Origin of the sequence: Desulfosediminicola flagellatus (genome assembly GCF_005116655.2) — a bacterium.
Taxonomy (GTDB): Bacteria; Desulfobacterota; Desulfobulbia; order Desulfobulbales; family Desulfocapsaceae; genus Desulfopila; species Desulfopila flagellata.
Window position 1 is genome coordinate 3,557,501 of sequence record NZ_CP050698.1, and the last position, 13,019, is coordinate 3,570,519.

The following is a 13,019-nucleotide window of genomic DNA, read 5'->3' on the forward strand; positions in this document are numbered from 1 at the left end:
TTATCTGTTGCGGGCGCAGGAAATTTGAAGAGATCTTCCCCTAGTACGAGAGGACCGGGGTGGACGAACCTATGGTGTTCCAGTTGTTCTGCCAAGGGCATTGCTGGGTAGCTAAGTTCGGAAGGGATAACCGCTGAAAGCATCTAAGCGGGAAGCCCACTCTAAGATGAGATTTCCCATGACACTAGTCATCTGAAGGCTCGTTGTAGACTACAACGTTGATAGGTCGGGTGTGGAAGCGTAGCAATACGTGGAGCTTACCGATACTAATAAGCCGTGCGGCTTATCCACATTTTTTTGATTAACAACTACTGATTACTCTACTATTCGATTATCGATTTTTAATTGTGAGGTGTAAGGCGTGAGGAGTGTGGCGTAACTGCTATCCCCTACCCTATTTCTTGCAAGATATGCGCTGAATACACAAAGTTTTTCGGCGGTCATAGCGAAGAGGCTCCACCCGTTCCCATTCCGAACACGGAAGTTAAGCTCTTCAGCGCCGATGGTACTGCATGGGCAACTGTGTGGGAGAGTAGGTCACCGCCGATTTTATTTATAAAAAGCCCGATTGAATTATATTCAATCGGGCTTTTTGTTTTTGTGTATCAACAGGTTCATTCGAAAAACTTTATACTCTCTTTATACGATACAGCTCACGGTTTGTTTTCCCAGACCTACTGCTATTTATCTTCAAGGTCATAGCGAAGAAGCTCCACCCGTTGCCATTACGAACACGGTAGTTTCCTGAACTGTTCACCACTACGTTCTAATCGATATGACTTACTATGATGAAGAAGTTGCTCGCTGATGAAAAAGTAAAATCTACACAGCCTCATCCGGCAACGAAACACTAACACTTTGTCTTAATATCAATTTTTCTCTCACCCTGCTTGATGTTCAAATGGATGGAATGGATGGGTTCGAAACTGTAGAATTGATCCGTTCTAATGATAGCGCCGGTACAACACAGATAATTTTTCTTACAGCCAACAAATAAAAATATGCTGGATCTTTTTCGAGGTTACGATTCCGGCGCAGTCAATTACCTCTTTAATCCTATGGAATCTTATATACTTCTCAACAAGGTTGCAATATTCCTGGAACTGTGTAGTCAAAAACATGAACTGGAAACTGCCAGGCAAGCCCTTCTGCGCAAAATTGAACTTCGAATCCACGCTGAAAATGAAAAAATTCACTCATTGCAGAACTCAAACTAGCCTTGGCTGAGGTAAAAAACCTTCAGGGCATACTCCCTATGTGCTCAAATTGCCATAAAATCAAAAACGACGATGGGTAAAAATTGAACTCTATATCAGTGAACATTCGGAAGCGACTTTCCCCCATGGCATGTGTATGCAATGTTGTGATAAATTATACGGCAATTAAGAATGGTACACGAAAAAGTCGTAATCAGGAGGACGCCATCCACAAATCTGCATGATTTATTAATTAGTTTCCGTAGGAAAACGGTACTTTTCATCTAACTCTTTGTCATTCTCAAAACTTTACTCTCACAGATAAGCGAACGAAGTGAGACTTCGAGATCTTATATGTGGCTGTGCTAAAATTTATCAATTTGAGAATAACTGTCTATTCTCGGACCACCTTCCAGTTACCTATCAAAATCCAACAGTCAAAGATTGCCAGGTCAGCGTGTCCGTATCGTTGTAATCTCTCTCATACGTCTTACTTTGATCCCACAATTTCATATAAATAGTAGAATATTCTATTGATGTGTTGCTATTGCACATGTCTATAGTGAGTTTTTTATGCCTTCTGTGCTCCTTATCTTAATAAATAGTTTTTCTTCCTTTTTCATCTTCTCCTCGACTCGATATTATTATTCCCCCAAAACACTGGATATTTTGGTCCAATTTAATCTTTTCATACTCAACTATTTACATTTTTTTGAAAGTGTTCCTTGCTTTTCTATAAACATTTATGTAAAAGGGCTCTTCCAGCTCGGCTGGACGATTTACCGGAAGGATACTGATAGTAAAAAGTCACTCTCCTTCCCACGCCGAAATATCATTTTTTTTCGGTGGTCATAGCGAAGAAGATCCACCCGTTCCCATTCCGAACACGGAAGTTAAGCTCTTCAGCGCCGATGGTACTGCATGGGAAACCGTGTGGGAGAGTAGGTCGCCGCCGATTTATATATACAAAAAGCCCGATTGATTAATTTCAATCGGGCTTTTTGGTTTTCTTAACTATTTTTGATGATAGCCTTCCTATCTCCCCATCCCCGCTTTTTCATTCCTATTTTCCCCTTATTATCGCGACTATCACACGTATCATTCCTAAGCGTTGTATCTTATCAAAAGTTTTTTTTAGAAATTCAGCCCCAAATTTGATCGCCTGACGATTAGTGAATATTCAAAAAAGCTACATTATCCCATGGAATGAGTAAACTATGCTGCGATACGCTGTATGGCGATGAAGAATGATACAATAGATCCATCCGACAGCATTCCCAACAACCAGCCAGACCAATGAAACACTCCACTCTAAGGAAAATTTGCCTCTAATGTGATTCGTCTCAATCTTCCACCAAGACTTACACCACGAACCCTCGGATAATGTGATTATATCCTCTGATTTCTCAGATACTAATAGCTAACCGCCATTTTTTATTCTTTATTTACAGCTTTAACCTTTGATCGAGATGAATTTATAGAAAGTGTTACGTGGAATAACATCAGTTTTAATCGAGTCATTTATCCTTCCTGGAATTCCCTAAATTCATCGTTTTAACCCTACATATATCCTGCGATTTTTTTTCGCTTCTGCCAAACCCGCTATTACCCGATATACACTGTTAGGCCGCCGTCACGCGCCTGATTCACCATACAGGAACGCCTTCTTCTCGTTCCTGATGCGATTTTTTTACTAAAATTCCGTATGGAGGGTCATCACAATTACACAAGAATCAGCTGGTCATTTCGAAAATACATTTGATTCACTTGCAGTCTAAATGTGTCTGTTATTTTTACACCGTGTTAAGCAGTCAGACATCCTGTGATCTTCTATCCCTGCTCTATATTAATCGTACACCACCCTCAGAAACACTCATCAACTCAGCCTATCAATTTGTAATTATTGAATATATATTTGATACATCTAGGTTCACTTAGCATGGCACAGCAGTTGCTATTATAGCGGTATATGAATCTGACATATGTCGTCCTATCAACGACAAACCGCTAATTAATTAAAAACCAGAACGACTGAATACCATGGAGAGAAAAAAGCAATACTACAGCCGGATAACCAGAAGATTGCTCATTGCTTTTTTCTGCCTCAGTACCCTACCTATCATCATCTTTGCCTGGATAATGAAGGATTCTGTAGAACAAACAAATATCTTTAAACTTCAGGAACTCGCCAAAAGCACTATTGAACACAGGACCGAAGTAATAACACAATTTCTTGGAGACAAGATCGACCTTTTGAGCATGCTCGTCACCCTGTACCCAAAAGATCACCTTTTCAACCAGCAGAATGTAGAGCAGATCTTTCTCGCCATAAACCAAAGCGGTGATATCGTCGACCTTCAGGTGATCGGTGTCGACGGCCTCCAGCACGCCTATGTCGGACCATACAGCGCAAAGGTCAAAGACAAGACTTATAATGAAGCACTCTGGTTCATGGAAACCCTCATCAGCGGAGTTCATGTCAGTGATGTTTTTCTGGGATACCGCGATACACCACACTTCGTTGTTGCAGTTACAGATTCCCTAAAGAGTTTTGTACTGCGGGCAACTATCAACTCATCCATGTTCAACGCCCTACTCCACTCCGCCCAGCTAGGACCCGGCGGAGACGTTTTCATCATCAATCGAGCAGGTGAAATGCAAACGCCAAGCCTGCTTGGTAATACAGAACTCACCTATACAGAAAAGCAACTCATCTCCTTTGACCACTCAAACAGATCTCTATCGACAAATAACCACATCTATGCCACGCGGCGAATCGACAAGAGCATGTGGCTCCTGGTTCTGAAAGCTAGTATCAACGATTCCCTCGGGTATTACCTGACTCTCAGAAACAGGATCATCCTGGCTGTCATAATTATTTCCGGAATCGCGATGGCAGCCGCGACCTTCACTACACTCTCACTCTCCCATAACCTTGAGCATTCCGACAAAGAATATGCAGCACTAAGCCTGCAATTTTCTCAGGTTGAAAAGATGGCCACCGTCGGTCGACTTGCTGCCGGCATTGCCCACGAGATAAACAATCCTCTACAGATGATCGCAAACCAGGTGAGCTGGATTAGAGAACTCCTTCCCGATGAAGATCCTACCCAGGTAAAAAACTTCGATGAATACAAAAATTCAGTAGAAAAAATCAGGCATCATGTTCGCAGGGCCGGCACCATCACCCACCGGCTGCTCGGTTTTTCCAGAAAAATGACGGGCGAAAAAGAAAGTGTCCAGATTAACGACCTTATCGTCGAGACAGCATCATTCGTAGAGCGGGAGGCTAGCTATAACAATATCAACATTATCAAGAATCTTGCTCCCGATCTTCCATTAACCATGACTGACGGACCTCAACTCCAACAGGTACTGCTCAATCTGATCAATAACGGTATAGACTCCGTTGGGAAGTCAGGTGAAGTGGTACTTACCAGCAAACTCGAATCGCCAAACAGGATCATTATACAGTGCGCCGACAGCGGTCCTGGTATCCCTGAAGAAAACCTCAAATATTTGTTCGACCCGTTCTTCACTACGAAGGAACCCGGTAAGGGAACAGGACTTGGGCTCTACATAAGTTACGACATCGTAAAGAAACTCGAAGGGACAATATCGGCCGCAAATAAACCGGGCGGAGGTGCACTTTTCACCATCTCCCTGCCGATCAATAATTTCGCCAGACAGGCCTAGCAAACATACTCAATCGTTATTCTCAACTGAAAAGGAGTCAGCCATGAAAGAATTTACTGTACTGGTCGTTGATGATGAAGAGGAGTTCAGGGATCTCACCGTGAAGATCCTCAACAAAAGGGGAATAAAGGCAACAAGTGCTGAAAGTGGCACAGAGGCTCTTGAGTTGCTACAGCGAACCCCTGTTGACGTGGTGCTGCTTGATGTCAAAATGCCAGGCATTGATGGGATTGAGACACTGCGCCATATCAGGTCCAGGTCTCCGCTGGTCGAAGTTGTACTGCTGACCGGCCATGCGTCTGTGGAATCCGGAATTGAAGGAATGAAGCTGGGCGCATTTGACTACCTGATGAAGCCAATAGAACTCGAGCCGCTCCTTGAAAAACTGCGCCTTGCCTATGAGAAGAAGCGGCTTCAAATGGAGAAAATTGAAATGGCCCAGATGAAGAAACATATGGCTATGCCAAGCTGAAACAATGCCTTAACTGGATCATCTACGTTAGGCTTTAGAATAACCTTCGATATTGAAAAGGAAATAACATGAACTCGCTCAAACAGTTTTACCAACTGCTGGTCGCTGGCTCCAAGGCCCACGCCAGGTGGGAGCTGGAAATGTCGACCAACATCATCAAAAGCCGGTGGCGTATGAGTGTCCTCCTGCTGCTGCTTGTGCCGATACTTCTAGGCGGAATTGCCATAGCAGCCGGTGACGGATCGGGGTTGCCCAATGTGCTTGGGGGTAAATCAGCCTATATGCCGTCCAATTACACTCCTCTCATCTTTTTCGCCTCGATCTTTGTCGGTGTCTGCGCAGGTCTCATTACTGGCTGTATCGGTGCAGGCGGAGGGTTCATTATCGCTCCCGCCCTCATGAGCGTTGGTGTTAAAGGTATTCTCGCAGTCGGTACTGATCTATTCCACATCTTTGCCAAGGCAATCATGGGAAGCGTACTTCATAAGAAACTTGGTAACATCTCTATCTCACTTGCTGTCACCTTTCTCGTTGGCTCAATTGCTGGTTCAACTATGGGGGGTATGCTGAATAGATACCTCTATGATCTTAACCCGGTATTGAGCGACCTGTTCATAACATCGGTCTATGTTTTCATCCTTGGTTTTCTCTCATTCTACGCTCTGAGCGACTATTTCCGCAGCAAACGTGCAAACAGCACAGAGGATGGCATTTCAGTAAACGACGAGGATGTATCCCCCATGGGTGAACGAATACAGTCCGTCAACATCCCTCCCATGCTCACCTTCGATGAAGGTGTAACCCCAGGAGGCAGAAAAATATCAGCGATCTTTCTGGTCGTAAGCGGCTTCGTCGTCGGCATGGCTGCTGCGATCATGGGTGTTGGTGGAGGATTTCTCACTTTCCCCATCTTCGTTTACGGGCTTGGCGTCTCATCGATGACAACTGTTGGCACTGACATTTTTCAAATCGTTTTCACTGCTGGTTACAGTGCCCTAAGCCAATATGCAATCTACGGTTTCGTCTTCTACACCCTGGCTATGGGAATGTTGATTGGTTCTCTGTTAGGTGTACAGATAGGTTCCCTGATAACACGGGTGGTGTCGGGCATAATGATCCGCGGCTTCTTCGCACTTGCAGTGACGGCCGGTTTCATCAATCGCTTCTTCGCCCTGCCAGAAAAGCTCAAGAGCCTCAACTACATAGATATTTCCGATTCCACCGGAGCATGGCTCAGTACAATAGGCAACACCCTCTTCTTTGTCGTCATCGGTGCCTTCACTGTCTGGGTGCTATACGTTTTTTTCCGCAACATCAAAGCCTTGAAATCGGAGGAACAGTATCATGAATATGCAGAATAAACTGAAAACCAGAGGTATTCTTATGCTGATAGGTTTTGCAGCAGTTCTGGCAATTATCTTCAGTCCCGTCTTTCCTGAGAAAATGAACGGCCTTGATTTCATGGATAACCTGTTCAACATGGTGTCGAAGGGGTCATCCTATTTTATCCCGGCTGCGCTGGAGGACAGCGAACAATATGCAGGCAAGATTATTGATGTTACAATAACTATGAAAGACGAAAAGGAAGCTGCCGCGACATCAGGCCTACTCCAAAAATCCGGCGTAGCGGTCTCAACTACAGGTTCCCAGTTGCGGGTTAGAGGCGACATGAGCACCATACTCAAAAACAGCTTAGCCGACAGCGACTTGATGTTTGCCAATAATAGCGATGCGGTGCAGCAGAAGTATGGTTTTGGCGCAGAACTGGCACTGTTTACCTGGTGGAAATCATTCCACGCCATTGGAGCTGCTCTGAATAAACAGAAAAAATTTATCGAGGCCAAACCGTTTGCAACTATCCGCAAAAAGGCACTTGAACCCGCTTACAACTATTACGGTGTCACCCCCATGAACTGGCAGGACAACATTGGTCTAATCATTGCCGCGCTTGCATTCTACGTTGCCTATACACTCTGGTACGGGTTCGGAATCATGTTTCTTTTTGAGGGGTTTGGTTTGAAAATCGGGCACTGAGTTTTATACATACATCCTCACCACCCCCCAGGTATGCCGGAATTCATTCTGGCATACCTTTCTCCACCATAAGAGAGATTGCGATGCGCGCTTTATTTTCCACCTTACGGAACCATTTGTTCCCGCCCTCTTTGCCAGTAAAAAGCTCTGAGGAACTGCGAGCTGAATTCGCACTGCGCTATCGCAATTTCCGAAGCCTGCTAACCGCTAACAATAATGCTCTGCAGGCAATGGCCGAGCTTGAAAAGCTCTATTACTCTGGTGAAAGCTATCGGATGGCTGTCATCCGCTCTAAAATCACTGCCATCCTTGTCAACGTATACAAGATGATCCGCAACCTGAGAGAAATGTCCGGTGGAAGATACGCTGAACTAGAACGGAAATTCGAAGGCATCAGCAAACAACTCGGCACAATAGTCGACAGCATCCCTCGACACAAGGACGGCCCGCTCATACTACCATTGCACGATGTCAGTCGTGCACAGAGAGAACAGGTGGGTGAGAAAATGGCCAACCTCGGGGAGGTTGCCGGTCTTGGAGACATCAGAGTGCCCCACGGGTTTGTAGTAACAGCTACAGCAACCCGGCGCTTTCTTTCCAGTACACTTATAAACGAAATTAATCGAAGACTGCAGTCACTCGATCCGGACAACCTTAACGACCTCTCCCCTGTATGCAAAGAACTGCAGCAGATGATCATCGACAGCCCGCTGCCTCCTGAACTCGAAGAACTGCTTATGATCCACTATGAAAGGCTGGAGCGTGCAGTTCATCCAGGTTGCCTGGTGGCACTACGCTCAAGCGGACTCGGCGAAGATACAGCCGGCGTCTCCTTTGCCGGTCTTTACCGCACTATCCTTGATGTCGATAAAGACACATTCGTTAGCGCCTACAAAGAAGTCATTGCGGGTAAATATGGTGCCAGAGCAATCGCCTACAGACGAAAACGCGGATATCGGCATGAGGATATAGAGATGTGTGTCGGCTGTCTCACCATGATCGATAGTGCCATAAGCGGCGTAACCTATTCGCGAGATCCCAAACGACCTGAGCAGGATCTCATTTCCGTCAATGCTGTGAGCGGGCTCGGTCGCGGGGTTGTCGACGGTGTTGCCGATACAGACCTTTTCCTTATCGAGCGGCGTCCACCTTATCGGCTGGAATCATGCGAATTGCGCCAGCAGGCCAGCAAGCTGAACAACGGCACAGCCTTACAAATACTTACCGAACCACAGCTCAAAAATCTTGCAGATACCGCCCTTCGCCTCGAACGATATTTCGGCAGCCCACAGGATATCGAATGGTCCTTTGACCAGCAGGGTCTGCTCTATATCCTGCAAAGCAGACCTATGCTCCGTAACAATCTCAGAAGCGAACAGAACATTTCTTCTAAACCGATCAACCTGCTGCCACTCCTGAGTGGTGGAATCTCAGCTTCCGGCGGTATTGCCTTCGGAGCAGTTCATCACGCCATTACAGAGAACGCGCAAAACTCCTTCAGCGACGGTTCCGTTTTAGTGATTGAGCACCCCGTTCCTGACTGGGCGCCACTCGTCAGCCGTGCCTCAGCAGTCATTGCCGAGACCGGTACTGAAGCAGGTCACCTTGCCACCATCGCACGCGAGTTCGGCATCCCTGCGCTGTTTGGTCTACCCGGCGCAATTACCAAACTCACCGACGGCCAGCTTATAACCGTTGACAGCTCCAGCACCTCTATATATGCGGGGCGGATTGATGAACTACTTACCCGAAAAACAGTCAGAAGAGACCTGATGGCAGGTAGCCCGGTGCAGCGAATCGTCTCCGAGGCACTTGAGCATATTACTCCCCTCAACCTGAGTGATCCGGCCTCCATGCATTTCAAAGCATCAATGTGCGAGACGCTGCACGACATCACGCGTTTCAGTCATGAAAAATCTGTCTCGGAAATGTTCAACTTTGGCGGCTCAACCAGGTTCGCGCAGGGCAGCGCCAAACGGTTGGTCGGTGACGCACCAATGGAATGGTGGGTGATCGATCTTGCCGACGGATTCAAACCCGAAATAGCTGATGACGCCAGAACAATTCGCATCGAGGAAATCGTCTCGCAACCGATGCTGGCAATCTGGCAAGGCATCTCTGCCTTTCCATGGCAAGGACCACCACCTATAAGTGCCCGAGGTTTCGGATCGATCATCTTTCAATCTGCGATTCGACCGGACCTTGACCCGGCGGTCGCCTCAAAACTGACGACCAAGAATTATTTCCTCATCTCGGCAAATTTCTGCAATCTGAGTGTCCGCCTCGGCTACCATTACGCGATGATTGAGTCGTACCTGAGCGACTTGCTTACCGAGAGTTACGTCACTTTCCGTTTCAAAGGTGGTGCCGCAGACATGAGGCGTAAAGCAGTACGGGCCGAACTTCTGGCCGAAGTACTCAAAGAGTACGGTTTTAGCGTGGAGCTTCGCTCGGATGCCCTGCTCGCACGAGTGAAAAAGAAACCGATTGATTATTTGAGCCGTCGCCTTCAGATTCTCGGCTACATCACCCTACATGCTCGTCAAATCGATATGGTCATGACCAACCCTCAAGCATTGGCTCGTTACAGAGAAAAATTTTATAAAGACATCAATGAAATGCTGGCAAAAAAACCTTCACAGACACAAGGATGAATCCATGAACCGCAAAATCATGATGGTTGATGATGAACCGGAATTTCTTGAAACTATGTCCAAGTTCTTTATTCGACGTGATATTGATTTTGAGATGGCAGGTAACTGCCTTGAAGCTCTTGACCTTCAGGCAAAAGGCTGTTTCGACGTGGTTATAATGGATGTAAGTATGCCGGGTATGAGCGGGCTTGAATGTATGACAGAGATGAAAACGGTGCAACCTGATTTGAAAGTCATCGTGCTGACCGGGCACGCCTCAGTCAGTAGCGGCCTTATCGGTATGAAACAGGGTGCCTTCGACTACTGCCTTAAGCCGGTCGCTTTTGAGGAACTGTTCGAAAAGATTCTCCTCGCCAGACAAGGCCACAACTGAACAAAACGTTTAAAAGAATTTTTCTACAGATTATCGCTTCAACGTACTACCCACATTTCCATTACTATTGCTGGATATTTTTTCGATAGCAGAATAATTGACAGGCTAATTACTTGAAAAAACTTCCCAAAGGTGTCAGATATCTTTACACCCTGTCACTCTCCTTTACAACACTGTCCGATATCGTTGGACCGTTCATCTCATCGAACTGCATATTTTTACCATTTCCCATCAATAACAGATGCAACCATCACGCCTTATTTTGTTATACTACTGATATTACAAATTAAACGAATACGCTATTTCCTTCAGGGGATTTCCTAACCATTCCCAAACATTCCAGTATCACGCTAGGCATACTCCCTGCATTACTTAAAGTAAAACATAACCATTACGGAGAAACTTGATGATTTCCATAGCACTTTTCCCATGTCTCTTTACTGATGGCGCCCGGGTGGTCGGAGAACTCTCTTATACCTTTGGCAACCCTGTTATGACCGATGAACTGCTCATACACGAACTCTCCAAAGAGAACGAATATACTGCAAGTGAAATACGAACTCACCTGTTCGGCCCCCCAACAGGCAAAATGTCTCAGGAAATAATAAAGGCTAAACTCGTTTCACAGGTGACTCGACATCTTGCCACACTACTCCAGGATTCCACCGACTGGCTCTATTACGGTTTCTTTACTATTCTTCTGGATTCTGCCAAACATAACCTTCGCAAAATCCTAATCACTGCCGACTATGAATGCCGTCAACGAAACGCTGAACGACAAGAAAGCCTGACAAGAGAAAAAGCGCTGGATAAAATCAAAGAGCATGATCAGACCGCCAGCTATTGGACTCAGTACATCACAGGTAGTAGCCCCTACAGTCCAAGACTTTATGATACGGTCATAGAGTACCAGTGTCAGGATCTGCTCGATGTTATCGCCTCTATTTTCATGCTTTATGAGACAGGCGATAAGCAACCAGAACTGCAACTACAGCCCGAAACCCTGACACAAATTTCATTACAGCCTGATAAGTGACAAAATCTCCTGGCTATCAGATTCAGTTATGGGTAGAACAACAGGAAGAAATCAACGCAATGCAGGATATACTTACGTTTCAACAGGGATTATCTACAATGCCCGTCTCATTGAGTCTGCGAAGTAAACTCATATGCATTTTCGCCGCAATGACCTCCATTGTCCTAGTCTGCTGCCTGGTTATGCTGTGGAATACCCACATGGTCAGTTCTGTGCTGGAACAAGCTGTCCAGAAAGAACTGGTGCTGTATAAAACTGCTCAGGAAATGGAGCTCGCACTTGCCAACCAGAAGGGGTTCCTCACCTACTATTTCGTCGACGGCAACGCTGATTGGCTGAAGTCGCTTAACAGCTATCGCGATATGTTCAAACAGAGCATGGACCGGGCCTTCGCTCTTGATCTCGACCCCAGGCAGCGGCAGACCCTGGAAAAGATTACAACTGATTACGAGAAGTATAAGGAGGCTAAGGATTTCGCCATCGAAAACTACACCTCATACGTCCTACCCGGCAGCATCTCAGCACTCCACGAAAAACAGCGGGATGTGTTCTTTAACCTGCTGGAACTCTGTCGTACCTTCAGCCAGGAGCAGTGGCAGCTCATTCAGGCATCCGAAAAGGCTGCAGTGACACGGTCACACCACCTGAAAGTCATTGCAGGCTGGGCAATTCTTATCTTTATAGCGCTCTGCTCGCTTTTTCTCTACTTCCTCTACCACCATATTCTTCAGCCAATTCGAGACCTGGCAATAGAAACAGGTAGCAATCCGGAAGACAGTTACATGGATGAGGTGCTGTCGCTCTCTCATTCTCTTAAAGGTATGATGCGTGATTTCGATGCAACACACGACGAACTCGCCAAGAGCCGCAGAAATCTACTCCAGGCTGAGCGAATGGCTGTAGTGGGTGAGCTTGCCGCCGGCATAGCCCACACCATCAGGAACCCTTTCACCTCGATCAAGATGAGGATGTTCTCTCTCTCCCGCTCGCTCAACCTCTCGGATGTTCAGAACGAAGACCTCCAGGTTATCTCAACAGAGATTGACCGGATTGATAAAATCGTTGGTAATTTTCTGGAGTTTGCAAGACCACCGAAGCTGAAATTCGAAGAATGCTGCCTGAAAGAGCTGGTGAACTCAGTCGCCACCCTACTGGTCTATAGGCTGAAACAGTATGGCGCAGAGCTATGCTTTACTCCTGACGCCAACCTCTCACCTGTAAAAGTGGACCCCGACAGAATAAAAGAAGCTCTGCTCAACCTGATCACTAACAGCTGCGAAGCAATGGAGCAAGGCGGCACCATCACCATCAGCGAAAGCCGTGAACACCACCCAGAGAAAGGTGAAGTGGGCGTGCTGTCCGTCAAAGATACTGGCCCCGGCATTCCTGATTCCATACTGCACAAAGTTACAGCACCGTTTTTCACGACCAAGGAAGACGGCTCAGGCCTCGGTCTGAGCATCGTCTCCCGGATAGCCCGTGAACATGAAGGTGAGATAGTTATCCCCCCATCTGATAATGGGGCTGAGATTCAAATAAAAATCCCTGTATAAGAGAA

9 protein-coding genes and 3 rRNA genes (1 of these 12 cut by a window edge) are annotated in these 13,019 nt (G+C 46.3%); all 12 read left to right on the top strand.

Annotated features, from left to right (window positions below; genetic code table 11):
* Window positions 1-291, top strand: a 23S ribosomal RNA gene (locus FCL46_RS14660) (it extends 2,627 nt beyond the left edge of the window).
* Window positions 292-432: 141 nt separating this feature from the next.
* A 5S ribosomal RNA gene (gene rrf / locus FCL46_RS14665) occupies window positions 433-549 on the top strand.
* A 319-nt stretch (window positions 550-868) separates the two neighbouring features.
* A complete protein-coding gene (locus FCL46_RS28885) occupies window positions 869-997 on the top strand; it encodes a response regulator (RefSeq protein WP_420811277.1) in 129 nt (42 codons plus the stop codon).
* Between the two features lie 1,040 nt (window positions 998-2,037).
* Window positions 2,038-2,154, top strand: a 5S ribosomal RNA gene (gene rrf, locus FCL46_RS14675).
* A 1,082-nt stretch (window positions 2,155-3,236) separates the two neighbouring features.
* Window positions 3,237-4,892, top strand: coding sequence for a sensor histidine kinase (locus FCL46_RS14680; protein WP_136806863.1), 1,656 nt, complete (start codon window positions 3,237-3,239; stop codon window positions 4,890-4,892).
* A 43-nt stretch (window positions 4,893-4,935) separates the two neighbouring features.
* The gene (locus tag FCL46_RS14685; RefSeq protein WP_136806862.1) at window positions 4,936-5,364 is read left to right on the top strand and encodes a response regulator; all 429 of its coding nucleotides are present in this window, start codon (window positions 4,936-4,938) and stop codon (window positions 5,362-5,364) included.
* A 68-nt stretch (window positions 5,365-5,432) separates the two neighbouring features.
* On the top strand, window positions 5,433-6,725 hold the full coding sequence (locus tag FCL46_RS14690) for a sulfite exporter TauE/SafE family protein (RefSeq protein ID WP_136806861.1): 1,293 nt from the start codon (window positions 5,433-5,435) through the stop codon (window positions 6,723-6,725).
* On the top strand, window positions 6,709-7,398 hold the full coding sequence (locus FCL46_RS14695; RefSeq protein ID WP_136806860.1) for a hypothetical protein: 690 nt from the start codon (window positions 6,709-6,711) through the stop codon (window positions 7,396-7,398). The genes FCL46_RS14690 and FCL46_RS14695 overlap by 17 nt, the downstream gene beginning before the upstream one ends.
* 83 nt (window positions 7,399-7,481) lie before the next feature.
* Window positions 7,482-10,052 carry a PEP/pyruvate-binding domain-containing protein gene (locus tag FCL46_RS14700; protein ID WP_136806859.1) on the top strand — a complete coding sequence of 857 codons (2,571 nt, stop codon included), beginning with the start codon at window positions 7,482-7,484 and terminating at the stop codon, window positions 10,050-10,052.
* 4 nt (window positions 10,053-10,056) lie between these two features.
* A complete protein-coding gene (locus tag FCL46_RS14705; RefSeq protein ID WP_136806858.1) occupies window positions 10,057-10,425 on the top strand; it encodes a response regulator in 369 nt (122 codons plus the stop codon).
* A gap of 406 nt (window positions 10,426-10,831) precedes the next feature.
* Window positions 10,832-11,461, top strand: coding sequence for a cytidylate kinase family protein (locus FCL46_RS14710; protein WP_136806857.1), 630 nt, complete (start codon window positions 10,832-10,834; stop codon window positions 11,459-11,461).
* Complete coding sequence (locus tag FCL46_RS14715) at window positions 11,458-13,014, top strand: sensor histidine kinase (protein WP_136806856.1); 1,557 nt, start codon at window positions 11,458-11,460, stop codon at window positions 13,012-13,014. Before FCL46_RS14710 ends, FCL46_RS14715 begins: the two co-directional genes overlap by 4 nt.
* The last annotated feature ends 5 nt before the right edge of the window (window positions 13,015-13,019 follow it).

Bases quoted from the DNA above. Each gene is read 5' to 3' on its own strand.
- FCL46_RS14685 (WP_136806862.1), top strand. From the start codon at position 4,936: ATGAAAGAATTTACTGTACTGGTCGTTGATGATGAAGAGGAGTTCAGG.
- FCL46_RS14680 (WP_136806863.1), top strand. From the start codon at position 3,237: ATGGAGAGAAAAAAGCAATACTACAGCCGGATAACCAGAAGATTGCTC.
- FCL46_RS14695 (WP_136806860.1), top strand. From the start codon at position 6,709: ATGAATATGCAGAATAAACTGAAAACCAGAGGTATTCTTATGCTGATA.
- FCL46_RS14705 (WP_136806858.1), top strand. From the start codon at position 10,057: ATGAACCGCAAAATCATGATGGTTGATGATGAACCGGAATTTCTTGAA.
- FCL46_RS14710 (WP_136806857.1), top strand. From the start codon at position 10,832: ATGATTTCCATAGCACTTTTCCCATGTCTCTTTACTGATGGCGCCCGG.
- FCL46_RS14700 (WP_136806859.1), top strand. From the start codon at position 7,482: ATGCGCGCTTTATTTTCCACCTTACGGAACCATTTGTTCCCGCCCTCT.
- FCL46_RS14690 (WP_136806861.1), top strand. From the start codon at position 5,433: ATGAACTCGCTCAAACAGTTTTACCAACTGCTGGTCGCTGGCTCCAAG.